The sequence below is a fragment of the Streptomyces sp. NPDC051909 genome (genome assembly GCF_040681095.1).
GTDB lineage: Bacteria > Actinomycetota > Actinomycetes > Streptomycetales > Streptomycetaceae > Streptomyces.
Genome location: NZ_JBFAYA010000004.1, coordinates 108,741 through 133,845 on the forward strand (window position 1 = coordinate 108,741; position 25,105 = coordinate 133,845).

General features: G+C 74.6%; 19 protein-coding genes, 1 tRNA gene and 4 pseudogenes. 12 read left to right on the top strand and 12 right to left on the bottom strand.

Translation table 11 applies throughout. From position 1 onward, the window contains the following. Positions 1-46: 46 nt before the first annotated feature. Positions 47-1,120 (bottom strand): AI-2E family transporter, encoded by a 1,074-nt coding sequence (locus tag AB0M18_RS08035; protein WP_365755972.1) that lies wholly within the window; start codon positions 1,118-1,120, stop codon positions 47-49. Between the two features lie 105 nt (positions 1,121-1,225). Further along, complete coding sequence (locus tag AB0M18_RS08040; protein WP_365755973.1) at positions 1,226-2,170, bottom strand: serine/threonine dehydratase; 945 nt, start codon at positions 2,168-2,170, stop codon at positions 1,226-1,228. Positions 2,171-2,372: 202 nt separating this feature from the next. Here AB0M18_RS08040 and AB0M18_RS08045 point away from each other — a divergent pair. Next, positions 2,373-3,272, top strand: a pseudogene (locus AB0M18_RS08045) (serine/threonine-protein kinase); the annotation flags it as partial. A gap of 297 nt (positions 3,273-3,569) precedes the next feature. Next, positions 3,570-4,811, top strand: a pseudogene (locus AB0M18_RS08050) (MFS transporter); the annotation flags it as partial. A gap of 131 nt (positions 4,812-4,942) precedes the next feature. Here the strand turns inward: AB0M18_RS08050 and AB0M18_RS08055 are convergent. The 3 genes from AB0M18_RS08055 to AB0M18_RS08065 form a co-directional block, all read right to left on the bottom strand. Beyond that, positions 4,943-5,311: a BlaI/MecI/CopY family transcriptional regulator gene (locus AB0M18_RS08055; RefSeq protein WP_365755974.1), complete on the bottom strand. Its 369-nt coding sequence runs from the start codon at positions 5,309-5,311 to the stop codon at positions 4,943-4,945. Between the two features lie 297 nt (positions 5,312-5,608). Continuing rightward, entirely contained in the window at positions 5,609-6,388 is a 780-nt protein-coding gene (locus AB0M18_RS08060; RefSeq protein ID WP_365755975.1) for an NUDIX hydrolase, read from the bottom strand. Next, positions 6,385-7,158, bottom strand: a complete 774-nt coding sequence (locus tag AB0M18_RS08065) for a hypothetical protein (RefSeq protein WP_365755976.1) — start codon at positions 7,156-7,158, stop codon at positions 6,385-6,387. The genes AB0M18_RS08060 and AB0M18_RS08065 overlap by 4 nt, the downstream gene beginning before the upstream one ends. A gap of 182 nt (positions 7,159-7,340) precedes the next feature. On the opposite strand from AB0M18_RS08065, the gene AB0M18_RS08070 reads away from it, so the two are divergent. Further along, the gene (locus tag AB0M18_RS08070; RefSeq protein ID WP_365755977.1) at positions 7,341-7,742 is read left to right on the top strand and encodes a nuclear transport factor 2 family protein; all 402 of its coding nucleotides are present in this window, start codon (positions 7,341-7,343) and stop codon (positions 7,740-7,742) included. A gap of 95 nt (positions 7,743-7,837) precedes the next feature. On the opposite strand, the gene AB0M18_RS08075 is transcribed toward AB0M18_RS08070, so the two are convergent. From AB0M18_RS08075 to AB0M18_RS08085, 3 genes and pseudogenes are all read right to left on the bottom strand, one after another. After that, complete coding sequence (locus tag AB0M18_RS08075; protein WP_365756231.1) at positions 7,838-8,422, bottom strand: DinB family protein; 585 nt, start codon at positions 8,420-8,422, stop codon at positions 7,838-7,840. An 81-nt stretch (positions 8,423-8,503) separates the two neighbouring features. Then, positions 8,504-8,902: pseudogene (locus tag AB0M18_RS08080) on the bottom strand (hypothetical protein); the annotation flags it as partial. Beyond that, on the bottom strand, positions 8,899-9,759 hold the full coding sequence (locus AB0M18_RS08085; protein ID WP_365755978.1) for a DUF2071 domain-containing protein: 861 nt from the start codon (positions 9,757-9,759) through the stop codon (positions 8,899-8,901). The gene AB0M18_RS08085 and the pseudogene AB0M18_RS08080, both read right to left, overlap by 4 nt. A 9-nt stretch (positions 9,760-9,768) precedes the next feature. Between AB0M18_RS08085 and AB0M18_RS08090 the strand changes: the two genes are divergently transcribed. The 5 genes and pseudogenes from AB0M18_RS08090 (at position 9,769) to AB0M18_RS08110 (ending at position 12,421) form a co-directional block, all read left to right on the top strand. After that, positions 9,769-9,960 (top strand): hypothetical protein, encoded by a 192-nt coding sequence (locus AB0M18_RS08090; protein WP_365755979.1) that lies wholly within the window; start codon positions 9,769-9,771, stop codon positions 9,958-9,960. Positions 9,961-10,047: 87 nt separating this feature from the next. Further along, positions 10,048-10,135 (top strand) — tRNA-Leu (locus tag AB0M18_RS08095). Between the two features lie 165 nt (positions 10,136-10,300). After that, a pseudogene (locus AB0M18_RS08100) lies at positions 10,301-11,113 on the top strand (Tat pathway signal sequence domain protein); the annotation flags it as partial. Beyond that, positions 11,096-11,554, top strand: a complete 459-nt coding sequence (locus tag AB0M18_RS08105) for a discoidin domain-containing protein (protein ID WP_365756232.1) — start codon at positions 11,096-11,098, stop codon at positions 11,552-11,554. The pseudogene AB0M18_RS08100 and the gene AB0M18_RS08105, both read left to right, overlap by 18 nt. A gap of 48 nt (positions 11,555-11,602) precedes the next feature. Continuing rightward, on the top strand, positions 11,603-12,421 hold the full coding sequence (locus tag AB0M18_RS08110; RefSeq protein WP_365755980.1) for an arylamine N-acetyltransferase: 819 nt from the start codon (positions 11,603-11,605) through the stop codon (positions 12,419-12,421). Positions 12,422-12,425: 4 nt separating this feature from the next. Here the strand turns inward: AB0M18_RS08110 and AB0M18_RS08115 are convergent, their stop codons facing one another. Continuing rightward, the gene (locus AB0M18_RS08115; protein WP_365755981.1) at positions 12,426-13,436 is read right to left on the bottom strand and encodes a hypothetical protein; all 1,011 of its coding nucleotides are present in this window, start codon (positions 13,434-13,436) and stop codon (positions 12,426-12,428) included. A 230-nt stretch (positions 13,437-13,666) separates the two neighbouring features. Here AB0M18_RS08115 and AB0M18_RS08120 point away from each other — a divergent pair, with 230 nt between their 5' ends. Genes AB0M18_RS08120 through AB0M18_RS08130 form a run of 3 tightly spaced genes read left to right on the top strand, consistent with a single transcriptional unit; the run spans position 13,667 to position 17,141 of the window. Further along, entirely contained in the window at positions 13,667-14,047 is a 381-nt protein-coding gene (locus AB0M18_RS08120) for a hypothetical protein (RefSeq protein ID WP_365755982.1), read from the top strand. Positions 14,048-14,088: 41 nt separating this feature from the next. Beyond that, positions 14,089-15,846, top strand: a complete 1,758-nt coding sequence (locus AB0M18_RS08125) for a cation acetate symporter (protein WP_365755983.1) — start codon at positions 14,089-14,091, stop codon at positions 15,844-15,846. Next, the gene (locus tag AB0M18_RS08130; RefSeq protein ID WP_365755984.1) at positions 15,843-17,141 is read left to right on the top strand and encodes a histidine kinase; all 1,299 of its coding nucleotides are present in this window, start codon (positions 15,843-15,845) and stop codon (positions 17,139-17,141) included. The genes AB0M18_RS08125 and AB0M18_RS08130 overlap by 4 nt, the downstream gene beginning before the upstream one ends. Before the next feature lie 25 nt (positions 17,142-17,166). Here the strand turns inward: AB0M18_RS08130 and AB0M18_RS08135 are convergent, their stop codons facing one another. The 3 genes from AB0M18_RS08135 to AB0M18_RS08145 form a co-directional block, all read right to left on the bottom strand. Further along, positions 17,167-20,199, bottom strand: coding sequence for a hypothetical protein (locus AB0M18_RS08135; RefSeq protein WP_365755985.1), 3,033 nt, complete (start codon positions 20,197-20,199; stop codon positions 17,167-17,169). After that, positions 20,199-22,085, bottom strand: a complete 1,887-nt coding sequence (locus AB0M18_RS08140; protein WP_365755986.1) for an HSP90 family protein — start codon at positions 22,083-22,085, stop codon at positions 20,199-20,201. The genes AB0M18_RS08135 and AB0M18_RS08140 overlap by 1 nt, the downstream gene beginning before the upstream one ends. A gap of 89 nt (positions 22,086-22,174) precedes the next feature. Further along, positions 22,175-23,149 (bottom strand): hypothetical protein, encoded by a 975-nt coding sequence (locus AB0M18_RS08145; protein WP_365755987.1) that lies wholly within the window; start codon positions 23,147-23,149, stop codon positions 22,175-22,177. A 273-nt stretch (positions 23,150-23,422) separates the two neighbouring features. On the opposite strand from AB0M18_RS08145, the gene AB0M18_RS08150 reads away from it, so the two are divergent. Beyond that, the gene (locus AB0M18_RS08150) at positions 23,423-25,102 is read left to right on the top strand and encodes a sigma-70 family RNA polymerase sigma factor (protein WP_365755988.1); all 1,680 of its coding nucleotides are present in this window, start codon (positions 23,423-23,425) and stop codon (positions 25,100-25,102) included. Positions 25,103-25,105: the final 3 nt, after the last annotated feature.

A 25,105-nucleotide genomic window follows, 5' to 3' on the forward strand; every position in this document is an offset into this window, starting at 1 on the left:
CCCGTACGCCCCGCTCCTGGAAGGCCCGTTACTCCTGGAAGGCCCGTTACTCCTGGAGGGCCCGTTCCGCCGCACGGGCCTCGCGCAGGGACGTGTGCACCGACCAGACCACCGAGACGAGCGGGACGGCGACGACCGCGCCCACCATGCCGGCCGCGATCGAGCCGGCGATGACGGAGATCGCGACGACCAGGGGGTGGAGGCGCACCGCCCAGCTCATCACCAGGGGGTGCAGCAGATGGCCCTCGATCTGGCCGATGACCACGATCAGGGCGATCACGATCGCCGCCACCAGCGGGCCCTTCGACGCGAGGGCGACGACGGCGGCGACCGCGAGGGCGATCGGCGAGCCGATCAGGGGGACGAAGGCCGCCGCGAACTCGAGCAGGGCGAGGGGGACCGCGAGCGGGACGCCGAGCAGCCAGAGGGCGAGACCGACGAGGACCGCGTTGATCGCCGCGACAAGGACGATCCCATGGGTGTAGCCGGTGAAGGTGCGCCAGGCCGCGCGCCCGCCGATGTCCGTGTGGGTGCGCACCGAGGCCGGCAGCTGCTCACGGAACCACGACCACTGGCGGTCGCCCGAGTGGATGAAGAAGACCGAGCTGAACAGCGCGAGCGCGAGCGTGGTCAGCACCTCGACCAGCCGGCCCGCCCCGCTCAGCGCCTGGCTGACCAGGGTGGAGCGGTGGCTCGACAGATACCTCCCGACGCGTTCCTGCACATCGGTCAGCGCCTGCGGGTTCACCCGGAACGGCGGCTGCTCCAGCCAGTGCTCGATCCGTCCGACGCCGACCCGGAACTCCCGTACCAGCGTCGTCCGCTCGCCCGCGACCGCCTCGCCGACCAGCGCCAGGATGCCCAGGACCAGCGCGATGCTGCCCAGCAGGGTCAGGGCCACCGCCAGCGGGCGCGGCAGTCCGCGGGCCACGATGTCCGCCACCGGCCGCAGCAGCGCGGTGATCACGAGACCGAGGAAGACCGCCACCCCGATCTCGTGGAACCGCCCGAGTACCGCGAAGAGCCCGTAGACGAGCGTGCCGACGACCAACAGCCGCCACGCGTAGGCGGCGGCCGTACGGAGAAAGGGGGCGACCGCGGGTGGCGAGCCTGGCTGCATGGGCTCGACGTACCACCCACGCACCGGCCGGCAACGCCCCCGCCCGCACATTCCCCCGACCGGACCCGACCCGACCCGACCGGACCCGCCCGGACCCGGCAGGGCTCACCTCATGAGGTCCGAGGGGTCGGTGTTGGCCCCGCACAGCACCACGCACACCTGCTCGCCGCGCTCCGGCCGGTAGGCGCCGCCCGAGAGCGCGGCGAGCGCGGTCGAGGCGGCGTGCTCGACGACGAGGCGCCGGTCGTCCCACAGGGCCTGCCGGGCGCGGACGATCTCCGCGTCCGGGACGAGCAGGGTGCGGACCCCGTCGTGCCGGGCCGCCTCCAGGGCCGCCGCCGAGACCCGCCGGGCCCCGAGCGAGTCCGCCGCCACCGAGTCCACCGGCACGTCGACCGGCGCCCCCGCCGCGAGCGCCGCGTCCAGCGCCCGGCAGTTCTCCGGCTCCACCGCCACCGTCCGGATGCCGTGCTCGCGCGCCGCCGTCGCCACCCCCGCGAACAGCCCGCCCCCGCCGACCGACACCACCACCGTGTCCAGACCGGGGATCCGTTCGCGGATCTCCTCAAGGAGGGTGCCCGCTCCCGCCGCGATCAGCGGATGATCGTACGCGTGCGAGGCCAGCGCCCCGCTCTCCGCCGCGAACGCCTCGCAGGCCGCCAGCGCCTCCGCGTACTCCGCACCGACGAGCCGCACCTCCGCCCCGTACCCGCGCAGCCGCTCGACCTTCACCCGCGGCGCCGTCTCCGGCAGGAACACCGTCGCCCGCACACCCGCCTGCCGCGCCGCCCAAGCGCAGGCGAGCCCGGCGTTGCCGCCGGACGCGATCGTCACCCCGGCCGCGGGCAGGGTGCCGGACTCGCGATGCGCCTGCAGGAAGTTGCGCGCGCCGCGCGCCTTGAACGAGCCGGTGTGCTGGAGGAACTCGAGCGCGAGATAGAGCTCGTGTCCCGCCTCCCGGTCTCCGGCGGGGGCGATCACGACGGGGCGGACCCGGTCCGCGACCCGCTCGACCGCCGCCTTCACGTCTCCGTAACTGAGGGTCTGCACGATGCTGCTCCTGGGACGGGTCGGTCTGGAAGGTGTTCGGTACGGTGCCGACGATCATGGCACCGGTCGCACCCGTCGCGCCGGTCGTACCCGTCGCACTCGTCGCGCCGGTACGTGCCGCCCGCCCGCACCGTCCCCGTACCCGGCCGGATCTTGCCCATCCGCCCGACGCGGTAGGACAGTTGCACTATCTTTCTCCCTCGTGGACCAGTTGACCGCCGAAGACCCCACCCACATCGGCCCCTACCGGCTCATCGCCCGCCTCGGCGCGGGCGGCATGGGCCTCGTCTATCTGGGGCGTTCCGAGGGCGGGCGGACCGTGGCCGTGAAGGTCGTGCAGGCCGAGTACGCGGGGAACGCGGAGTTCCGGCGCCGGTTCGCGCGCGAGGTGGCCGCCGCCCGGCGGGTCGGCGGGAACTGGACGGCGGCGGTGCTCGACGCCGACCACGAGGTGGCCGTGCCGTGGGTGGCGACCCAGTACATCCCCGGGCCCGATCTGCACACCGTCGTCGCCGAGGACTTCGGTCCGCTGCCCGAGCACTCCGTGCGCGCCCTCGCCAACCGGCTCGCGCTCGCGCTCGGCGCCGTCCACGAGGCGGGGCTGATCCACCGCGACCTCAAGCCGTCCAACGTCCTGGTGACCGTGGACGGCCCGCGCGTCATCGACTTCGGCATCGCCCGGGCGATGGACAGCCTGGCCGGCGACAGCCTGCACACCCGCACCGGCATGCTCATCGGCTCGCCCGGCTTCATGTCCCCGGAGCAGGTCCGCGGGCTCGAACTCAGCCCGGCCAGCGACGTGTTCTGCCTCGGCGCGGTGCTCGTGTACGCGGCCACGGGACGGATGCTGTTCGGTGCCACGGACACCGGCCTCAACGCCCACCTCTTCCGGGTCGCCGAGGAGGAGGCCGACCTCACCGGCGTACCCGACTCGCTCGTCGACCTCGTCCGCGCCTGCCTGGAGAAGGATCCGGCGCGGCGGCCCACACCGCGGGAGATCGCCGAGCGCACGGCCACGGACGCCGGGCAGCGGGATACCGAGGAGTGGCTGCCGGGCTCCGTGCTCGCCCAACTGGGCCGCCACGCGGCCCGGTTGCTCGACTTCGCCCCGCCCACGACACCGGCCCCGCCGGCCCCCGTCGTGCCCGTCCAGCCGGACCCCCGGGTCGCCCTCGCGCACCAGGCCGCCGCGCCCGGCGCGTACACCCCGACGGCCCCCGCGCACGCCGCGCCGTACGTGTACGGCGGCGCGGGCGCGGTGCCCATGGCCGTGGGGCCCACCGCGCCCCGGGATGCGGCGTCCGGCAGCGGCCGGCACCGCAGGGTGCTCACCCTGGCCGCCGTCCTCCAGCTGCTCGTCGTGATCGACGCGTCCGTCTTCTCCGTCTCCTCCTGGTACCTCCAGGCCGACCTGGGCCTCCCCGACGCGTCCATGGGGCAGGTGTTCCAGGCCTACGCGGTGGGGCTCGGCCTCGCACTGCCCCTCGGCGGACACCTCGTCGACCGGGTCGGACGCAAGGCCGTCGTGGTCGTCGGACTCGTGGCCTTCATGGTGGCCGCCGCCCTGGAAGCGCTCTCGGCCGACGCCCCCATGCTGGTCGCCGCCCGCGCGCTCCACGGCCTGGCCGCGGCGCTCCTCACGCCCGGCGCGCTCTCGCTCGTGGCCGGCGGCTCCTCCGACCCCGCGGAACGCCGTCGGGGCTTCGCCGTGTACGCGGTCGTGGCCGCCGGCGGCGGCGCCGCGGCGGCGCTGGTCGCCGGGGCCTCCACCGAGTTCCTCAGCTGGCGCCTGGTCGGCTACTTGGGGATTCTCCTCGCCGTCCTCGCGATGACCGGCGCGGCGAAACTCCCCGGCGGGCGCCGCGCAGAGTCCAACGGCCCCTTCGACCTGCCGGGTGTGCTGCTCGGAGGCCTCGGCCTCGGCGCCCTCGGGTACGGGCTGGCCGGTCTCCGCGACCTTCACGACGGGGAGGTCAGCCCCCTCGCCGGGGGCGTGGGCCTGGCCGGACTGGCGCTGCTGGCCGCCTTCCTGTGGCAGCAGCGCACCGCGCCCGCCGCGCTGCTCGGCCCGGACGCCCTGAGGGACCGGGCCCGCACCGGCGCGTACGGCGGCCTGGTCCTGTTCGGGGTCGCCCTGTTCGGCCTGTACGACGGGGCGAGCATGCGACTCGTCCACGGTTGGGGTTACGGCCCGTTCCAGAGCGGCCTGATGGTCCTGCCGGCGCTGCTGGCCGCCGTCCTGGGCGTCCGTCTCGCCTCCGCGCGGCTCGCGCGCGACGGAATGGCCCGCTCCACGATCGTCCTGGGGGCGCTTCTCATGGCCGCGGGCCTCGGCCTGCTCGCCGGTCTCCCCCTCTCGACCGTCTACCTCGCCGCCGGACTCCCGGCCTTCCTCCTGGCCGGCTTCGGCGCAGGACTCGTCGCCCTCCCGCTCTACACCCTCGCCACCCCCTACGCACCCGGCGTACGCACCGGTGGTGCGGCGTCCCTCGCCACGTGCGGCGCCCCGCTGGGCACCCTCCTCGGCGCACTGGCGGCGGGCGGCGGAGGCCTCCTCGTCGGCGGCCTCGCGGGTGAGGCCGCAGCCCTTCTCACCGCCCTCGTCGGCGGACTGACGGCAGGCCGGAGTTCCGGGCGGTGAGGCCTGGTGATGGAACCCCTCTCGCACCCCTGGCGTGAGCGCATGGATCGAGACGAACACACGCTCCATGCCTCGTCGTTCGGGGCCGCCGCGCTCGCCCGCATGCGCACGTATCGCCCGGGCCGGAGGGCTCAGCCCTCGCCCTGGCGGCCCACCGTGCCCAACGCCGCGCGCAGCGCGGCGAGTTCGTGCTCGTCGAGGTTCCCGACGAAGGCGGCGAGGGTGGCGGGGCGGTCCTCGCCGGCGGCCAGGCCGTCCTCCATCAGCGCGGCGGCGTAGGCCTCGCGGGTGGCGGCGGCCCGGTAGACCCAGATCCGGCCCTCGCGGGCGCGGGTCAGATACGCCTTGTGGAAGAGGATCGTGGTCACGGTGGTGACGGTCGTGTAGGCGATGTCCCGGTGCCGGTTGATGTCGTCGACGATCTCGCGCACCGTGGCGGGGCGGTTCCACCGCCAGAAGCGGTCCATGATCTCCGCCTCCAGGTCCCCCAGCCGACGCATCGTCCCCGTGTCCTCTCCGCCCCGTCCACTCCGGCGGGGTTCATAGTAGACGCGCAGCTCACGGCACCGGCCGGGCCGAGGGGAGTGGCGCGATCGCGCCACCGCGTGTTCACGCAACCGGCCAACCCTGGTCGGCGGCGGGCGAGTCGGCCAGGATGGTGAACGCGACGCGAGCCCCCGCGGCACGGGGAAGCCCTCGCGTCCACGGCATGGACCGGGCGGTGCCCTGGAGGAGTCGCCTCGACGGGAGAACCTCCCCCGTCCCCGTCGAGGTCGCGGCACCGCCCGGTCCTGCCGTCAGACACCTGCGTCGGGTGTTGCCCGGTAGCGGGCGAGCAGCCGGGGCAGGTAGTCGGCGTACGGCTCGGGCGAGGCGTCGCACGGCTCGGCGCCGGGCGCCGCGAAGGCCAGGGTGTCGAGTTCCGGGACCAGACCGCGCTCCGTCTCCGACGCGACGAGCCCGGCATGGCACCGGCGCACCCGTGCGGCCGGAACGGGCGGCGCCAGGAAGTGGAAGCCGAGGCTGCCGAAGCGCGCCCCGCGAGTCAGTCCCCACAGCCGCAGCTCCGACTCCGGTACGGCGAGGCCGACTTCCTCGGCCAGTTCGACGGCGGCGTGCCGCCGGAGCGCGGCGAGGTCCAACGGGCGCCCTGGCGGGGGAGGTTCCGCGCCGCCGCCCGGCAGGCTCCAGCGGCCGGGCGCCGCGGTCGTGTACGAGCCGCGCCCGAGCACCAGGCCCTCCTCGGTGGGCTGCAGCACGGTCACGTAGACCGAACCCGGGACCGCCGAGGCCGGCCGTAACGCCCGCAGGGCGCGGTGCCGGTACGTCATCCGGGTCCACCGCACCGAAGTGCCGCCGGGTGCGGTCCGGTCGAGCCCCAGCACGGCGACGATCGGGCCGTCGAAGGCCGCGGGGTTGGCGGCCGTGATTCCGGCCCAGTGGCGGTCGACCTCGCGCTGCTCGCCGGCCGAGAGCGGGGGCGGCGGGCACTCGACGAAGTCGATCCGGCGGGCGTCGCCGGTCGCGGTGTCGAGGAAGTCGACGGGCGGCGTGCCGTGTGGCGGCCCGGGTGTCATGCGGGGAGGCTGCCGGCGGTGGCCGCCGCCGCTTCCCAGGCCCGGGTCAGCCCGTCGAGCCAGGCCGGCGGGAGTTCGGCCGCGTCCCACTCGACGCGCAGTTCCTCGGGCGTCGTCAGGAGGCGCTCCAGGACGGCGATGCTGGTGGGGGAGTGCAGCAGGGAGTAGCGGCCGTGGATGGCGATGGTGCTGCCCGGGCCGTACTCCGCGTACATCCGGGCCACGCGCTCGCGCCCCTCCTCGGCGAAGCGCGTCAACCTGCCCGCGTATGCCGCCCGCTGACGTGCCGTCATGGTGCCGAGCACGGCCGTGAGGACCTGCTCGGAGACCTCCGGGTCGAGGTCGGACACATCGGTGAAGGACAGATAGAGCGGCAGCACGACCACCTTGGCCCGCTCCAGCTCCATCCGGCCCACCGGCGGACGCGGCTCCGCGCCGTCCTCGCCCCCGTCCCCCTCGCCGGCCCCGGCGCCGCGGTCCACGGCCTCGCGCAGGGTCCGCTCCGCTCGGGCGCCGAGCCCGTCGGCGGCGGCCCGGGCGCCGTCCAGCCACCCCTCGGCGTAGCGGGCCTCTCCTCCCGGCGCCTCGGCGGCGAGCGCGTCCAGCTCCCGCTGCGCCAGCGCGAGGGCCCCCGCCTCGACGAGTCCGATCAGCTCCTCCGCATCCCCGGAGTAGACCCCGGCCCGCGCGAGGAGCTGCACCAACGTCGTCTTCGCGTTGCGGACGTCGGCCTCGTCCAGCCGGAGCCGGTCTTCCTCGGTGGCGTTCAATGGGTCCTCCTCGTCGCACAGCGCCGCGCCGTCGTGAGCCTACGTGGCCGGGGCATCGCGCCGCTGACGGGCACACGGACGAGTGCTCTGGACAGCCCGCACCGCCCGCCGTACTCTCCGAGACGCATATTCAATTTGTTGAGTATTGACCGTTGAGTCGTCGAACGAGGAGAGGCTGGACCATGCACCCGTTCCGCAAGGCCGTGGAGGACCGCGACACCGCCGCCGTCGAGGCGCTGCTCGCCGAGGACGTCGTCTTCACCAGCCCCGTCGCCTTCAAGCCGTACCCGGGCAAGGCGATCACCGCGGCCATCCTGCGCGGGGTGCTGCGGGTCTTCGAGGACTTCACGTACGTGCGGGAGATCGCCGATCCGGGCGGCCGCGACCACGCCCTGGTCTTCACCGCCACCGTCGGCGGCAGGCGGATCCAGGGCTGCGACTTCCTCCACTTCGACGAGGACGGCAAGATCGACGACTTCACCGTCATGGTCCGGCCGCTGTCCGCCGCGCAGGCCCTGGCCGAGGCGATGGGTGCCCAGTTCGAGCGGATCGCGCGGGAGGCCGGCGAGGCGGCCGGAGCCTAGACGATCCGCATGACCGTCACCGTCACCGTCCACGGCCGACCGCAGCGGCGGTCGGCCGACACCTGATGGAGCGTCAATTCCGAGCCTGTGGCCTGTCAAGCCCTGATCGATGCGGCCGACCTGGCGGCCTGCTCGATCTTCGCCCAGTGGGCCGCACGGGCTTCCTCGTCGATCGGCTTCTCGTGTTCGGGGCGCAAGCCGGTCCGGCCGTCGACGCCCTCGCGCAGGATGTCGGCGTGCCCGGTATGCCGAACGGTTTCGCCGATGACATGGGTCAAGACGGCGAACAGGTTCGTGTTGGGAGAGGGCTCCGGCCACCACGGCACGTGGCCGGGGGCGTCGAGGGGAAGCTCGCTGATCGTCGCGTCCGAGTGTTCCCACGTGCGCCGGTAGAACCCGATGATCTGATCGCGGGTCTCGTCCTCGGCCGCCCACTGATCGCTGCCGTCGGAGTCCTGCCACCGGCACAGCGGTTCCGGGGAAGGGCGGTCGAAGACCTCGCCGAAATACCTGGCCTCGACGGTGGCCACGTGCTTGACCAGGCCGAGGAGGTTGGTCCCGGTCGCCGTCAGAGGTCGGCGGGCGTCGTATTCGGACAAGCCGTCGAGCTTCCAGAGCAGCGCCTCGCGGTCCCGGCGCAGTCTGTTGTGCAGGTTGTCCTTCGCGAATTCGTCGATCATGCGGCATGAGCCTGCCATGGGCTGCCTGTCGGCCTCAAGCCACGGACCGGCCCGACCGACTCGAACCGGCGGGACCTCGGTACGCGGCACCGCGACCACCTGCACCTCGTCCTCGTACACGATCCGGCCCGGATCCGCCGACTCGATCCGCTCGCACGCCACCCCGTGCGCGTGGAGCAGGGCCAGGTAGCCCGGCACCCGGTCGAGAAGATGGCCGGCGGTGCTCTTGAACCAGGCCACCGCGCCGGGGTTCACCCCGGGGTCGTAGACCTGCGGATCGGTGTCCGAGGGGTTCGGGTAGGCGGCGTCGTACCAGTCGTTCGCCGTCCGCCAGAAGCGGTGCTCCGCCTCGCTCAGCAGACCCTGCCGGGCCAGGCCGTTGGCCAGCGCGAAGACACCCGGGAAGTGTCCGCGCGGGCTGCGCGCCGTGCCCTGGAAACGGATGTACCGGGCGGCGTCCGCGGTGCGGTCGGCGGTCACGAGACCGGGCCCGCCGGACGCGGGGCCGGGACCCGGCCCGACACCGGTGTGCGGGCCGGCGTGCGGGCCGGTGGGCCGAAGCGCACCGGGACGCCGGGGGAGTAGAGCACGCTCACCGGGTCGCCCGGCGGGCGGGTGAGACCCGCCGCGGCGATGAGGTCCTCGTCGTACGAGAGGAGTTCGGCGCGGTGCAGCGGCCAGCGCGGGTGCGCGTTCGGCAGGAGGCGCGGGCGGCCGAGGGCCGTGGTGTGCAGGCCCCAGCGGGCGGTGAGGAAGTGCTCCAGGGCGGTCGGTTCCGCCACCCGCTCCCCGATCCGTACGGCGAGGTCGCCGCGCGCGCCGCGCGGCCCCGGCCAGCGCCGGCGGCTCGTGTACGTCAGGGTGTCGCCGTCCCGCCGGACCGCCATCCGCGACCAGACGTACGGGATCCGGAACGCCCAGCGCCCGATCGCCACCGGCAGCAGCCGCGAGGCGTCGAGGGAGCGGAAGACCACGCCCCGGCGGCCGTGCTCGTCGACCGAGTAGAGGCGCACGTTCGTCTCCGGGAAGCTGCCGAGGTACGGCACACCCGGGAGCCGGAACCAGCCGACCCGGTGCATCCGGAACGCCACGAGCCCGACGTGCGCGGCCCCCTCGAAGGTGTCGGGCACCGTCCCCGGCGGCAGCAGCGGTGCGACCTCCGCCGGGTCCACGGCCCAGTGCAGGAAGGCGAGATCCAGCCAGGACTGCGTGAGCAGCGTGGGCCCGGCCAGTGCCGGCGGGTCGGCGGATGTCGCCTCGGGGGAGCAGGAGGGGGTGAGGGGCGGGGACGGGACGAGGGGCTCCGGTGCGGGGGCGGCGTGCTGCGTCGGCGGCATCGCAGCAGTATGACAAGTCCCGGCCGCCCGCCCGGAGTGGCGGCGCCCCGCTACACGGGCAACATGGCCGTCGGTGTGATGGGCGACGACCTGATGGTCCGGGTCGGCCCCGACGCCGCCGACGAGGCCCTGGCCCGCCCGGGCGCGCGGCTCTTCGACTTCACCGGCCGCCCGATGCGCGGCTGGGGTGTACCGCGCTGACCACCGGAAACGTGGTGAACGACGGCTCGAACACCTGGTAGATTGATCCATGTCGCCGCGGGCCGCAGGGCCCGGGACGGCTCACCTGTCCGGGTGGCGGAATGGCAGACGCGCTAGCTTGAGGTGCTAGTGCCCTTTATCGGGCGTGGGGGTTCAAGTCCCCCCTCGGACACCACGGTTCATCGGGATCTTCCCGTGATGGGGTGGCTGGACTTCGGTCCGGTCACCCCATCGCTGTTTTTGCGCCCAAAGACTGTCAGGAACCTTTACTAACCTCTGTCGCGACGGCAGCATGTCGTGCACCCATCACGCCCGTACCGTCCCCACCCGGAGGTGGCGCATGGCACGACCGGCACACTCGGCCCGACGGCGCATGTTCCCGGCCGCCCTCGCGGCGGCACTCAGCGCCCTCGCCCTGACCCTGATCGGCACCCTCACCGCCCCACCGGACGCCGATGCCGCCCCCGCCTGGACGCTCCGGTGGTCGCCCGATCCCGCCGTCCAGGGGCTCGGCGCCTTCGAGACCGTCGAGGACGACCGGGCCGACTCGCACCCCGGCGGACAGCCGCACATCAAGGTGGCCGGCGACGCCTACCGCTTCGACATGCACATGGTCGACCGCGACTCCGCCACCGACCGGCAGCGTCAGGAGGTCACCGGCAACCGCACCTCCCCGACGAGCTATCTCTCCTGGAAGCTCGGCCAGACCTGGCGCGTCACGTACTCGATGTACATCCCGAGCTCGCTGATGGCGACGACCACGTTCACCCACATCATGCAGACCAAGCAGCCCGGTGACGGCTCCTCGCCGATCACCGTCACCTCGCTGCGCCGTGTCAACGGCAGGCAGACCATCGAGCACAAGATCTTCGCCGGAGACATCCTGGTCGGCCGCACCGACCTCGAACCGCTGCAGGACAAGTGGATCGACATCGAGTACGAGATGAAGATCGGCGACGGCACCGCGGGCTCCGTCCGCTGGGTGGTCAAGAGCGCCGGCACCACGATCGTGGACGCCACCAAGACCGGTGTCGACACCTTCCTCGCCGACCGGGTACGCCCCAAGTGGGGCATCTACCGTTCCCTCGGCGACACTTCCGGCTCGCTGCGCGACACCTATCTGCTGCTGCGGAACATGCGGGCCTACCAGCTGACCGACTCCGGCACGCCCGCCCCCGACGCCCTGCTCTCCCAGGGCCGGCCCGCCACCGCCTCCTCCGTCGAGGCCGCGGGACTCGAAGCCGGGAAGGCCGTCGACGGACAGTCCGCCAGCCGCTGGGCGTCCGCCGAGGGCGTCGACCCGCAGTGGCTGCGCGTCGACCTCGGCGCCCCCGCCGCCCTCTCCCGCGTCCGGCTCGACTGGGAGGCCGCGTACGCCCGCGCCTACCGTCTGCAGGGCTCCCTCGACGGCACCACCTGGACCGACCTCCACAGCACCATGAGCGGCGACGGCGGCACCGACGACGTTCCGGTGACCGGCACCGCCCGCTACGTCCGGATGTACGGCACCCAGCGCGCCACCCCGTACGGCTACTCCCTCTACGAGTTCAAGGTCTACGGCACGGCGACCCAGTCCGTCCTCCCCGGGACCTGAGCCGGAAGGCCGAGGCGCCGCCCCCGAACCGCCGCCTACCGTGAGGGCATGACTATCGATCTCGACGCCTACCTCGCCCGTATCGGCTGGTCCGGGGAGCGCCGGCCCAGCCTCGACGTGCTGCGCTCCGTGCACCGCGCGCACCTCACGGGCATCCCGTTCGAGAACCTCGACCCCGTGCTCGGCACGGCGCCCTCGCTCGCCCTGTCCGCGCTGGAGGCCAAGCTCGTGCGCGGCGGGCGCGGGGGCTACTGCTACGAGCACAACACGCTGTTCGCCGCCGCGCTCACCGCCCTCGGCTTCAGGGTCACCCTGCTCGCCGCGCGCGTCCTGGTCGGCGCCCGGCCCGGCGACGTACGCCCGCGCACCCACATGCTGATGCTCGCCGACGTGCCCGGTGAGCCCGTGCCGTACGTCACCGACGTCGGCTTCGGCAGCATCGGCTGCCTGATCGAACCCGTGCCGCTCACCGCCGGCACCGAGACGCACGTCGCCCCGCGCCGTCACCGCCTCGTGCAGGCCCCGCACGACGGGCCGCTGACGCTGTGGAAGCTCCAGGCGCACGGCGCGGAGACCGACGGCTGGGACGACCAGTACTCCTTCACCGTCGAGCCCTTCGAGGCGCCCGACTACGAGGTCGTCAACTGGCACATCGCCACCAACCCGCGCTCGCCGTTCTCCCGCGGCGTCTACGCCCAGCGGACCACCGACACCGCCCACCGCGCCCTCGCGGGCCGCCGTCTCACCGAGACGTACGCCGACGGCACCCGCAAGGCACGCGAACTCGCCGATCCCGCCGAGGTGCTGGCCGTCCTTCGGGAGGACTTCGGCATCCGCCTCCCGGACGGCACCGTGCTGCCCGAGTAGCGGCTCAGGCCGCCGCCGTGTCACCGCCCCGCAGCCGGCGGAGCAGGAAGGCCGCGAAGCCGGGGTCCGGCAGGGGCTCCGGCTCCGCGCCGTCCGCCGCGGCCGAGGCGAGGCGCCAGCGGGCCGGGTCCCCGGCGCCGTCCGTCAGCCAGCCGAGCGGGCGTCCGTCGGCCTCGCCCCACTGCAGGAAGCGGCGGGTGTCGTCGGGCCACCGGCGCAGCACCGGGGCGCCCGGCCCGTCCGCGGCCACCGGGTACACCCGGACCCCGGCGACCACACCTCCCGGGAACTCCCGCATGACGGCCCGGAAGTCCGCCGGAAGCTCCCCGCGGCCGGCCTCGCGGGACCGCCCGAGCAGCTCCTCCGCGTACGCGCGGACGGCGGGCAGGCCGAGGGCCCGCACCTCGGTGAGCAGGGCCTCGGCCGGATCGAGGCCCGGATCGGCCCGGAGGGTCGCCGTCTCGCGCATGGCGTCGGCGACCCGCCAGAAGCTGCCGGAGCCGTACGCCTCGTACTCCTCGAAGGTCTCGAAGGCCGGCTCGTCCGCGGCCCGGGCGAGCAGCGAGCGGGCCACGAACTCCGAGGCGGCGAAGGGGAACGCGAGCCACAACCGGAAGGCCCCGTCGGTGAGGACGGTCGTCCACCGCGCGGGATCCGGATCGGCCGTGTCCCACAGCAGCAGTCCGTCCCGGGCGGTCCGCGCCCACGGCAGCAGTGCGGCCGGCGGGTCCTCGCCGCGGCCCCGCAGCTCCTCCTCCAGGTTCCCCATCCGGTCGGCCTCCGCCGCCCGGAAGGCCTCGGCGGAACGCACCGGCAGCGCGGCGGGCCGGGTGAGCCGCACACAGCCGGCGAGGAAGCCCGGACCGACCGCCCGCAGCAGCCGCTCGTGGTCCACCGGGACCGGACCGCCGCCGGCCCCGCCGGCCCCGCCGGCCCTGCCGACCCCGCCGGCCCCGCCGTCATCGGGATCCCGCACCTCGCGTCCGAGCAGCCGGACCACGTCCCGATGGTTCATCTCGCCCTCACTCCTCCCCGGCCGCGAACGCCCGCGCCCGTCGCGTTCCCGAGCCGACCGGTCGGCAGACCGTACCCGACGTCCGCACGCGCGTTCGGGTCCCGGGGTCGATGTCCCGTACAGGCGAATTGCCCCGGGACTCTGGTCGTGCCCCGGCCCGCTGCGTACACTCCACCCTCGGTGCGGACACGGTGCGGTGATCCCATCGAGGCATGGGAGGGCGTGCGGACATGGCAGCGGAACCGGTTCCCCGGCGCGAGGTGGTCACCCGCACCCCCGGGACCACCACCGCCGCGCCCCGGGCGTACCGACCCGTCGCCGAGCGGCCCGAGCCGCTCCCGCCGGCCGTGCGCACCGAGGTACGGCGGCTGATCCGCGCCCAGTTGCGCGCCGGGCTCGCCGTCGGCGGGACCCTGGCCGTGCTCGTCGCCACCCTGCCACTGCTTCTGCGCACGCTCCCCGGCAGCGGCCTGGGCCCGGTGCCCCCGCTCGTCGTCTGGGCCGTGCTCGGCATCGCCGTGTACCCGCTCTTCCTCGTCCTCGCCGGCTGGTACGTGCGGCGCGCCGAACGCAACGAGCGGGAGTACACCCGGGCCGTCGAAGGGAGCTGAGCGGTGGCCCGCACCAGGACGGCGCCGGCCGGGGCCGCCGAGTGAACCAGCCCTACGGCGTGATCGCCGTGTCCGCCGTGATCGTCGCCACGATCGCGGTCGGCGCCCTCGGACTGCGCATCTCCCGCACCACCTCCGACTTCTACGTGGCCTCGCGCAGCGTGCCCGCCCGCCTCAACGCAGCCGCCATCAGCGGCGAGTACCTCTCCGCCGCGTCCTTCCTCGGCATCGCCGGACTCGTCCTCGCACAGGGCGTCGACATGCTGTGGTTCCCCGTCGGCTACACCGCCGGCTATCTCGTGCTGCTCGCCTTCGTCGCCGCCCCGCTGCGCCGCTCCGGCGCCTACACCCTGCCCGACTTCGCCGAGGTGCGCCTGGAGTCCCGGGCCGTCCGGCGCGCCGCCGGCCTCCTCGTCGTGGTCGTCGGCTGGCTCTATCTGGTGCCGCAGCTCCAGGGCGCCGGCCTCACCCTCGGCACCCTCACCGGTCTGCCGCACTGGTCGGGCGGACTCATCGTCGCCGTCGTCGTCGCCCTGTCGGTGGCGGCCGGCGGCATGCGCTCCATCACCTTCGTCCAGGCCTTCCAGTACTGGCTGAAACTCACCGCGCTGCTCGTGCCGCTGCTGTTCCTGCTGTTCGCCTGGTACGCCGACGGGCGGCCCGACCCCGCACTCGACGAGCCGCCCGGCTTCCGCCGGCACAGCCAGGTGCGGATCGACGACACGCTCACCCTCGGCCTCGACACGCCGCTGCGGGTCAGCGTCACCGGCACCGTCGACGGGCGCCGCCACGACGCCGAGCAGGTCGACCTGACGCCCGGCCGCCATCGCGTCGAGGCCGGCACCGTGCTCGGCTTCCCCGCCGGCAGCCCCTTGCCCGAACGCGCCACCGCCGCCGCCGACGGCGGCACCAACACCGGCTGGGCCGAACCCCGCGGACAGGCGGGCGAGGAGCACCCGCTCTACGCCACGTACGGACTGATCTTCGCCACCTTCATGGGGGCCATGGGACTGCCGCACGTCGTCGTCCGCTTCTACACCAACCCGGACGGCCGGGCCGCCCGCCGCACCACCGTCGTCGTCCTCGGCCTGGTCGGCGTCTTCTACCTCCTCGCGCCGGTGTACGGGGCGCTCGGCCGGGTGTACGCGCCGGACCTGCTGCTCACCGGCAGCACCGACACCGCCGTCCTGATGCTGCCCGACCGGCTCGTCGGCGGCACGGCCGGCGACCTGCTCGGCGCGCTCCTCGCGGCCGGCGCCTGCGCCGCGTTCCTGTCCACCGCCTCCGGCCTCACCATGGCCGTCGCCGGCGTCCTCACCCAGGACTTCCTGCCCTCGCCGCGCGGCGTGCGGCACTTCCGCCTGGCCGCCGCCGTGGCTGTCGCGGTGCCCGCCGCCGCGCATGTCGTCGTCCAGGGCCTGTCCGTCGCCAACGCCGTCGGCCTCGCCTTCGCCGTGGCCGCCTCGTCCTTCTGCCCGCTGCTGCTGCTCGGCATCTGGTGGCGCCGGCTCACCGCCGCGGGCGCCGTCGCCGGCATGGTCGCCGGGGGCGGGGCGGCGCTCACCGCCGTCCTCGCCACGGTCGCCGGCTGGCCGGGCTCCGGCTGGCCGCGCGCCCTGCTCGCCTGGCCGGCCGTCTGGACCGTACCGCTCGGCTTCCTGACCATGATCCTGGTCTCACTGGCCACCCCGAAGGGCGTCCCGGCCGGCACCGACGCGATCATGGCGCGGCTGCACCTGCCCGAAGCGCCGCCCGTGCCCCACCCGACGCCCGCCGGAACCTGGAAGTCGCGCCGATGACCGTACTCGTGCTGTTGCTCTGCTGCGCCGTCGTCGGGGCGCTCTGCTTCGCCGCCGGCGCCGCCTACGTCCGGGGCGCGGGATACGTCCTCGGCGCCGGGTACGTCCGGGGCGCACGCCGCCGGGGGCGCGGGCTCGGCGGGCTCGGCGGTCTCCGGGGTCCCGGCGGGCGGGGGGACGGCCCCGGCCCGGACTCGGACACCGTCGAACGCGCCACCTTCCAGACCCTGCACACCGCGTCCCTCGCCGCGCCGCCGCTGCGCGCCGGGCTCGCCCCCGACACCGCCCGCAAGGCGGTGCGCCGGCTCCGCCCGCTGCTCGGCACCCAGTCCCTCGCGCTCACCGGACTCGACGGCGTGCTCGCCTGGGAGGGGACCGGCGAGCACCACGGCGAGCAGCTCGCCGGCCATGTCGCCAAGGCGCTGCAGGCCGGCCGCACCCGCACCTTCTCGGTGGACTGCGACCGCGCCGACTGCGCCGTACGCTTCGGCGTCGTCGCCCCGCTCACCGCGGGCGGACGCCCCAAGGGAGCGCTCGCCGCCTTCGGCTCGCACGACTCCGCCGCCGTCGCCAGGGCCACCGAGGAAGTGGCCCGCTGGGTCTCGGTCCAGCTGGAACTGGCCGACCTCGACCGGGCCCGCAGCAGCCTCATCGAGGCGGAGATCCGCGCCCTGCGCGCCCAGATCTCGCCCCACTTCATCTACAACTCGCTGGCCGCGATCGCCTCGTTCGTGCGCACCGACCCCGAGCGGGCCCGTGAACTCCTCCTGGAGTTCGCCGACTTCACCCGCTACTCGTTCCGCCGGCACGGCGAGTTCACCACCCTGGCCGAGGAGCTGGGCTCGATCGAGCAGTATCTGGAGCTGGTCCGCGCCCGGTTCGGCGACCGCCTCCAGGTCACCCTGCAGATCGCCCCCGAGGTGCTGCCGGTCGCCCTGCCCTTCCTGTGCCTCCAGCCGCTGGTGGAGAACGCCGTCAAGCACGGCCTGGAGGACTCCGTCGACCGCAGCCTCATCACCATCGCCGCCGTCGACGAGGGCTCCGTCGCCCGCGTCAGCATCGAGGACAACGGCGTCGGCATGGACCCGGATCGGCTGCGCCGCATCCTGCACGGCGAGGGCGGACCGACCACCGGGATCGGCCTGCGCAACGTCGACGAGCGGCTCCGCCAGGTCTACGGACCGCACGAGGGTCTCGTCATCGAGACCGCCGTCGGCGCCGGAACGAAGATCACCCTCCGCATTCCCAAGTACCACGCCGGGGTGCGCGCGGGAGCCCCGGCCACCCATCGGTGACCGGGGCCCCGCGCACCTCGGATCCTCAGCGCGCCTGGAACTCCTGCCGCAGCGAGTCCAGGATGTCCGCCGCCTCCGTCAGACCCCCGGCCCGGCAGCGGGCCGCCGCGGCCGTGAGGCGGGTGACGGCGGCAGCGCGCCGCTCCAGGCCGTTGCCCTCGATCAGGGCGGCGATGCGCACCGCCTCGGCGCGCGGCACCTCGCCCTCCTCGCCGCCCCGCTCGTGCGCGGCGATGGCGGCCTCCACCGCCTCCAGGGCCTCGGGGAAGCGCTGGGCCTCGGCGAGCACCCGGGCCCGGCGGTAGTGCACGGAACCCTGCTCGTACCAGAGCGCGAAGTCCGCCGTGTCCTCCGCCGGCACCGCCGCGAGCAGCGCGTCGGCCGCCGCCAGGTGCTCCAGGGCCGCGGCCACGCCCTCCTCCTCCCGCGCCAGCATGGTGAGCCGGGCGAACTCGCGCATCATGTGGGCGAGCATCGGCGGGTTCGGCGCCTCGGCGTGCGAGGCGACGGCCCGGTCGTGGGCCGTGGCCGCCGCGTCCCAGCGGTCGGCGAGCGCCAGTGCCACGGCCGCCTCCGAGGCCACCAGGGTGTGGACCGCGCGGTCGTCCTCCCAGCCGGCGACGGTGTCCGCGAGCCGCAGGAACTCCTCGGCGGCGGGCAGGAACTCCTCGAGATCCCGCAGTCCGCGCGCCAGCGTGAGCCGGGCCTGCGCGAGCAGCCGCTCGTCCAGCTCGGCGGCCGCCTCGTCGGCGAGCACCGACTCCAGGACGGCGACGGCGTCGGCCTGCTGTCCGGAGCGGGCGAGCACGTCGGCGAGCTGGAGCCGCACGTCCGTGGCCTCCTCCCGCTCCCCGTCCTGGTCGAACCGCGCGGCCGCCTCCGACAGATGCCGGACGGCGCCGCCGAAGTCCCCGAGGTGCGAGCAGGCGTGCCCGAGCATCGCGTACGTCGGGGCCATCGGGAAGTCCGTGTCGTCATGGCGCACGGCGTCGCCGATCGCCTGGTGCAGCAGCTCCGCCGCCTCGGCCGGCTCCTGCCGGGCCAGCAGGAACTGGGCGAGCAGACAGCGCGGCCGGGTGGACCGCCACGGCCGCCCGGACTCCGCCAGATCCGCCAGGGCGGCGCGCAGCTCGGCCTCGGCGAGGGCGAAGTCCCGGCGCCGCCCGGCCAGGTCCGCCACGTACTGGCGGGCGTTGGCCGCCTGATGCGGCACGGACAGGCGCTCGGCCTCCGCCTGCAGGGTCGCCCGCTGCTCGTCGAACCGGGCCAGGGCCGCCTCGGAGGGCTCGGGAAGCTGCCCCAGGACCGCGCGGTAGCCGCCGTAGGCCGCCGCGTTGAGCACCATCAGATAGTGCAGGACCCGGGACCGGGCGACGTCGTTGCCGGACTGGGCGGCCGACGCCGTCTCGCCGGGGCCGGGCTTCTCGCCGGTGAGCGGAGCCTCGGTCTTGAGCCGTTCCACCTCGGCGAGCAGCTCGGCCAGGACCTCGTCGATGGCGGCGGAGAGCGCCTCCGCCGTCTCCGGGTCAGGCGCCTGGTCCTCGTCCCGCTCGCCGCCCCACGCGAGGGCGCGGGCCCGCGAGGCGAGCGCGTGCCAGGGCATGCCGGCCTTGGTGAACAGCTCGGCCGCCCGGTCGAGTTCGGCGACGAACTCGGTCATGCGGTCCGCGACGCCGTGCCGGCCCGCGTGGTGGTCGGCGAGCTCGGCCTCCAGGAGCTCGCGCGGGCCGAGCCGGTGGTCGTGCGGGTCCGGCGCGCTGCCGTCCGCCATCCGCTCGGCGACCCGCTGCCACAGCCGGTGCTCGGACGGCCGGCCCGCGCCGGAGAGCCGCCGTGCGGCGTGCACCAGCTCGACGAAGTCCTCGGGGATCTCGACGCCGGCCTTCGACGCCGTGCCGGCGCCGGAGACGGCCGGGACCTCCGCGGCCCCGGCACCGGCGGCCGGGCGGACCACGGTGGTGCGCAGTCCGAGCGGCAGCGGCTCGGCGAGCAGCGGCTCCTGGCCGAGCCGGGCCCTGCGGCGGTCCCCGACGGCCGTGGTGCCGTTGCGCGCGTCGAACGCGGCGGCCAGCGGCTCCGCCTCGGCCCGCACATGGCCGAGCAGTCCGGCCGCGGTCCAGTTCCGGCCGGGCGGGCCGGCCACCGTCGCGTCCCCGTGGCCCTGGGCCACGATCCGGGCGAGCAGCACCTCGACGCCGGTGAGGAAGCCGAGCCGGGCCAGCGGGGCGCCCGTGGCCTCGAACAGGCCGCGGTTCTCGGCGAGGATCTCCAGGCCCCGGCCCTCGTTGCGGGACAGGGCGCAGAACTCCAGGTGCAGGCCCAGCTCCTGCTGCATGCCGGTGTTGCCCCGCGCCCGGCGGTAGCCGGTGAGGTGATGGGAGCGGGCCTCGTCGGTGCGGCCGGTGCGCAGCAGGGGCAGCAGGGCGCGCGCCTGGCTCGACTGCGGCTCCTCGGAACACGTCTGGGAGCCGTCGAGCACCGGTCCCCAGGCGTCGAGCGCCGCCGTGTCGTCGCCGGCGGACACCAGGTGCAGGGCCATGCTCCGGGTCTCGCAGGCCTCGCAGTCGCTGAGGTCGGTGCGGGGCCGGGTGATCCACAGGTCGTACGCGTCGGCGGCGCCCACTCCGGTGTGCGCGGCGACGTGGTGGCGCATCGCGGCCACCGGCTGCATGCCGTGCCCGCCGGTCTCGTACCGCTCGCGCATCCGGTCGACCCAGCCCCGGATCGTGGCCAGCGGCACGTCGGGCACCTGGATCAGTGAGGTCGTCACCCATTTGAAGCGCCAGAAGACCTGGTGGGCCTCCCCTTCGCTGAAGGACTCCGGAACGGTGTCCCACAGCTTGAGGACCCGGGCGAAGACGACCGGCGCCTTGCGGTGCTCGCCGGTGAACTCGTACGAGGTCATCAGCTCGAGCAGCGCGGTGACCAGGACGTCGGGCTTGTCGAAGACCTCGGCCGCCTCCGCCAGTTCCTCGGCGACCACGGTGCGCTGCAGGCCGTGCGGGCGCTCGTGGTTCTCCCGCAGCGCCTCGAACACGGCCTCGGGGGTGTCCAGCATCAGATGTCCTTCCGGGGCTCGGTGCCGGGGGTGCCCGCGCCGGGGGTGTCCGTGCCGGGGTGGTGCATGGCGTGGCTGAGCAGGCCCATGAAGGCCCGGTTGAGCAGGGCGCTCTCGCTCGCCCTGAGCGGCCGGCGGCTGAGCAGCAGCGCCTGCCCGTACAGCGCCTCGGCCGTGGTGACGGCGAGACCCCGCTCGGTGATCGTCACGGCCTGCCGGACCAGCGGGTTGAGGTGGTTCAGGACCAGCTGCGCGCGCGGTGTCTCGTTCCGCAGCGAGCCGAGGATGTCGGCCCACAGGCCGTCGCTGTCGGCGGCGAGACCGGCCCGGGTGCGCTCGTGGCGTGCCTCGCGGTTGTCGAGCAGCAGCGCGGGCGCGGTGACCGGCTGGAAGTCGCGCAGCACGACGTCGCAGTCGTGCACGCCGATGGTCTCCCGGGCCACCGCGAGGAAGCCCGCGGCGCGCAGCTCGGCGGTCGGGTCGACCGCGTCGAGGTGCGCGGTGACGGTGGCCGGGTCGAGGTCCTCGACGGCCGTGCCCGGACGGATCTCCGGCAGCCGGTGCACCAGGTCCCGGTCGTAGGTGTATCCGCCGTTGACGACGCCGAGGCCGGCGGCCGCGGCGATCGGCGCGACCTGCCGGAACTCCTCGACGCTGCGGGTGACGAGCAGTGTCGGGTGGGTCCGGGCGAACTCCTCCAGGGTGACGTTGCCGTCGGTGGTCTCGAACGGCAGCCAGGGCAGCACGATCCGCAGCAGCTCGTCGTCGTAGCGGGCGAGCGCCTTCACCGCGAGGTGGTGGGTGTCGATGAAGCGGTGGAGCAGCGCCGGGTCGCTGGCGGCGAGCCCGGTGAGCCAGTCCCGGATCCGCTCGCCGAGCGCGTCCCGTACCGCCGACAGGGTGCCGTCCTCGTACAGCGACTCGCGCGAGGCGGTCGGCCGCAGACTGGTGGTGTCGACCACGCAGCGCACGAAGAAGGCCCAGTCCGGCAGCAGTTCGGGCGCCTGGTCGGTGAGCAGCATGCCTTTGAGGTGCACGCGGTGGCCGGCCCGCTGGGCCGGGCTGACCGGCGTCGGCAGCACATAGGCCACGCCGCGCAGTCCGGCCGCCGGCAGGTCGAGCTCGATGGTGTCGAGCGGCGTGAAGTCGAACAGCTCGCGGCAGTGCGCGGTCAGCGCCTCCTTGCGGGCCAGCGGCGAGCGGTGGCTCCGCTCCCACGGCGGGGCCTCGTTGACCCGGTGGGACGTGCCGCGCGGGTCGACGACGGTCACCTCGTGCCGCAGCAGCCCGCCGTAGTGCCGGGCCAGGGAGACCACCCGCTCCGGGGTCGTCCACTCGGTGTTGTCGGCGCGCGGGGTCAGCCGCACGGTGGTGCCCGGCTCGGGCACCTCGGAGGCCGGCAGCGTACGGATCGTGTAGCGGCCGTCGGAGTGTCCGCGCCATTCGACGGCGGGCGCCGCCGGGTCGGCCGCCGAGCGGCTGAGCACCGTGATCTCGTCGGCCACGACGAAGCAGGCGAGCAGTCCGATGCCGAACTGGCCGATGAACTCCCCGCGCGCCGCGTCGAGTCCGGCGCCGTCGAAGCCGCCGTCGGCGGTCCGCTTGGAGCTGCGCCCGATGGTGGCGAGGAAGCGGTGCACATCGGCCTCGGTCAGACCGACGCCGGTGTCCGTGACGGTGAGGGTGTCACCGGTGCGCACGGTGATGCGGCCGGGCGCGTCGGGCGTCAGCGCCTGCCGCGCCGTGATGGCGTCGACGGCGTTCTGCAGCAGCTCGCGCAGATAGACACGGGGGCTGGAGTAGAGGTGGTGGGAGAGCAGGTCGACCAGACCGCGCAGGTCGACCTGGAAGGTGTGGGCGGTCTCGGTCCGATGCGAGTGGGACACCTGGATGACGTCTTTCTGACGGTACGACGGTACGGAGGAAGGTGCGGGGAGCCCGGCGGGCTCGGCGGCAGCGGGGCGCCGGGCGCGGCTCAGCGGCCGGCGGCCGAGCGCTGCCTGCGGTAGGCCGCGACCGGGTCGTTGTCGAGGTACTGCCACGGGAACTCGGTGACCCGGCCCCCGGTGGCCTCGAAGCACTCCCGCGCGGCGTCCCGCTCGCCGGCGAGCGAGAAGGCCATGGCGAAGCTGTTCGCTATCTGCAGCCGCCCGGTGCGCGGGGCGAACTCAGGGTGCCGGTAGGAGTGGTCGGCGGCCCGGTGCAGCTCCGCCACCACGTCGGGGCGGCGGATGTACGTGCTGTCCGCGCCGGAGTCGAGGGCGAGCCAGTGCTCCAGGTGCGCGAGCGCGACGAGCTGACCGAGCGCGGTGCCCGCGGGCGCGCCGAACGCGGACTCCCGCGCGAAGGCGTGCATCGCCTCGTGCGAGCCGCCCCACTTCTCGCAGAGCTGCTGCAACTGCTGCTGGTGCACGCCCAGGTGGTACGGGTCGCGCCGCACCGCCGCCTCGAAACGGCGTCGCACGGTGACCTGGCCGATCTCCAGACCGCGCCCGGTCATCAGCAGGCCGTACCAGGGCGAGCTCCAGGACGGCTCACGCTCGGCCACCTCGTACAGCCAGGTCTCGGCGGTGCGCAGCCGCTCGTGGAAGACCTGGAACTGCTCGCGCGAGACATGCTGCGCCCGCAGCCCGGACCGGGCCTCCCAGCCCCAGCAGACCTGGCGCAGGCCGGCGACCAGCTTCGGCAGCGCCGAGTCCGGCTCGGCGTCCACGGCCCCGCCGATCCACCCCTCCACACCGGCGGTGTCCGCGACGCCCATCAGCAGTTCCGCGCGGTCCCCGCTCTCGGGCCGCGCCTCCAGAACGGCGCGCACGCCCGCCCAGTCGCCCGCCTCGGCGGCCGCGCGGACGCGGGTCACCTCCGGTTCACCGGAATCCCGCTCCAGGACCGCGGCCGTCCGGCCGGTCCATCTCCCGAGTGTGAGCCCCCACTCACGGAGCAATGCCATGTCCCCACCCCTTGCGATGTCGAACGGGCAGGTCAGACAGCACTCCGCCCGTGGACAAGTGAGTATCACGAGCGACCGACATCCGCACAGGAGTATCCACAGGTACGAACGGTCCCGAACGCCGTCGAACCGCACACTTCCGGAACCCGGGCTTCCCCCTCGCACGGAAGTCCGAGAAGATTCCCCGGCGTTTTCCGTTATCCGGTGCGGAGCTCCCGGTCTCCCAAGGTGTCGGGCATCGGCAACAGGCAGGACGACAGGATGAGGCAAGGCATGCACGCACCGCACGGGACCGAGCTGGTCAGGGCCGCGCAGGCCGGCGACCCCCGGGCGCAGGACCGGCTCGTCGCCGACCACCTGCCGCTGGTCTACAACATCGTGGGCCGCGCGATGAACGGGCACCACGACGTCGACGACGTGGTGCAGGAGACCATGCTGCGCGCGCTCGACGGCCTCGGCACCCTGCGCGCCCCGGACAGCTTCCGCTCGTGGCTGGTCGCCATCGCCATGAACACCCTGCGCTCCCACTGGCAGCGGCAGCAGGCCCGGTACGCCGCCGGCGCCCTCGACGACGCCCGCGACCTCGCCCACCCCGGCGGCGACTTCGTCGACCTCGCCGTGGCCCGGCTCCAGCTCTCCGGACAGCGCCGCGAGACCGCCGAGGCCACCCGCTGGCTCGAACCCGAGGACAGCGCCCTGCTCTCCCTGTGGTGGCTGGAATGCGCCGGCGAGCTCACCCGCCACGAGGTCGCCGCCGCCCTCGACCTCACCCCCGAGCACACCGGCGTACGCGTCCAGCGTATGAAGACCCAGCTGGAGACCGCCCGCGTCGTCGTCCGCGCCCTGTCCGCCCAGCCGCTCTGCCCCACCCTCCGCGACGGTCTCGCCACCTGGGACGGGCACCCCTCCGCGCTCTGGCGCAAGCGCATAGCCCGGCACGCGCGCGCGTGCCCCCACTGCGCCGGCCTCTGGCACGGCCTCGTCCCCGCCGAGGGCCTGCTCGCCGGACTCCTCCTCGTGCCCCCGGCCGCCCTGCTGCTCGCCGCCGTCCGCGACGGCGCCCGCCTCGACCCGGCCGCCGCCACCGCGCCCCTCGACGCCGTCCCCGCCTCCGCCTCGACGCCCGCCGCCGGACGCGCCCGGCACGCCGCGCACTCCGCCGCCGCGTCCGCAGCTCCCGCCGGCCGCGGCGCCCGGCGCCGCGAGCGCGAACGCAAGCGCGGCCGACGCCGGGCCGCCGCTGCCGCGGGCCTCGCCGTGGTCGCCGTCACCGGCGGCACCTTCTACCTCACCACCGGCCCCGACGCCGGTGACCCCGACCCGGCCGAGGTCACCGCGGCCGCCGCGCCCGACACCTCCGCCGGCACCTCCATCAGCCCGGACGGCGGCGCCCCCGCCACCACCACCGGCAGCCCCACCACCAGCCCCACGGCCCGCCCCTCCAGCCGCCCGCCCAAGCCGTCACCCAGCCGCACCACCACCAAGCCGACCCCGCCGCGCACCACCGCGCCCGCGCCCCGCCCCCAGCCCACCCGCCCCACCAGCACCTCGGGCGGCGGCACGAGCGACCCGAACGCGACCGAGGCCCAGCAGGTGATCGACCTCACCAACGCCGAACGGGCCAAGGCGGGATGCGGCCCGGTCACCGCCAACACCCTGCTCACGCGCGCCGCCCAGGGCCACTCCGACGACATGGCCGCCCGGAACTTCTTCGACCACACCAACCCCGACGGCGCCGACCCCGGCGACCGCGTCACCGCCGCCGGCTACCGCTGGTCCACCTACGGCGAGAACATCGCCAAGGGCCAGCGGACCCCCGCCGAGGTCATGGACGCCTGGATGAACAGCCCGGGCCACCGCGCCAACATCCTCAACTGCTCCTTCAAGGAGATCGGCATCGGCATCCACGACGCCGGCGGCCCCTACTGGACGCAGGTCTTCGGCGCGCAGTAGGAA

Bases quoted from the DNA above. Each gene is read 5' to 3' on its own strand.
- AB0M18_RS08035 (WP_365755972.1), bottom strand. From the start codon at position 1,120: ATGCAGCCAGGCTCGCCACCCGCGGTCGCCCCCTTTCTCCGTACGGCC.
- AB0M18_RS08055 (WP_365755974.1), bottom strand. From the start codon at position 5,311: ATGCGTCGGCTGGGGGACCTGGAGGCGGAGATCATGGACCGCTTCTGG.
- AB0M18_RS08060 (WP_365755975.1), bottom strand. From the start codon at position 6,388: ATGACACCCGGGCCGCCACACGGCACGCCGCCCGTCGACTTCCTCGAC.
- AB0M18_RS08070 (WP_365755977.1), top strand. From the start codon at position 7,341: ATGCACCCGTTCCGCAAGGCCGTGGAGGACCGCGACACCGCCGCCGTC.
- AB0M18_RS08075 (WP_365756231.1), bottom strand. From the start codon at position 8,422: ATGATCGACGAATTCGCGAAGGACAACCTGCACAACAGACTGCGCCGG.
- AB0M18_RS08085 (WP_365755978.1), bottom strand. From the start codon at position 9,759: ATGCCGCCGACGCAGCACGCCGCCCCCGCACCGGAGCCCCTCGTCCCG.
- AB0M18_RS08090 (WP_365755979.1), top strand. From the start codon at position 9,769: ATGACAAGTCCCGGCCGCCCGCCCGGAGTGGCGGCGCCCCGCTACACG.
- AB0M18_RS08105 (WP_365756232.1), top strand. From the start codon at position 11,096: ATGCGGGCCTACCAGCTGACCGACTCCGGCACGCCCGCCCCCGACGCC.
- AB0M18_RS08110 (WP_365755980.1), top strand. From the start codon at position 11,603: ATGACTATCGATCTCGACGCCTACCTCGCCCGTATCGGCTGGTCCGGG.
- AB0M18_RS08115 (WP_365755981.1), bottom strand. From the start codon at position 13,436: ATGAACCATCGGGACGTGGTCCGGCTGCTCGGACGCGAGGTGCGGGAT.
- AB0M18_RS08120 (WP_365755982.1), top strand. From the start codon at position 13,667: ATGGCAGCGGAACCGGTTCCCCGGCGCGAGGTGGTCACCCGCACCCCC.
- AB0M18_RS08130 (WP_365755984.1), top strand. From the start codon at position 15,843: ATGACCGTACTCGTGCTGTTGCTCTGCTGCGCCGTCGTCGGGGCGCTC.
- AB0M18_RS08135 (WP_365755985.1), bottom strand. From the start codon at position 20,199: ATGCTGGACACCCCCGAGGCCGTGTTCGAGGCGCTGCGGGAGAACCAC.
- AB0M18_RS08145 (WP_365755987.1), bottom strand. From the start codon at position 23,149: ATGGCATTGCTCCGTGAGTGGGGGCTCACACTCGGGAGATGGACCGGC.
- AB0M18_RS08150 (WP_365755988.1), top strand. From the start codon at position 23,423: ATGCACGCACCGCACGGGACCGAGCTGGTCAGGGCCGCGCAGGCCGGC.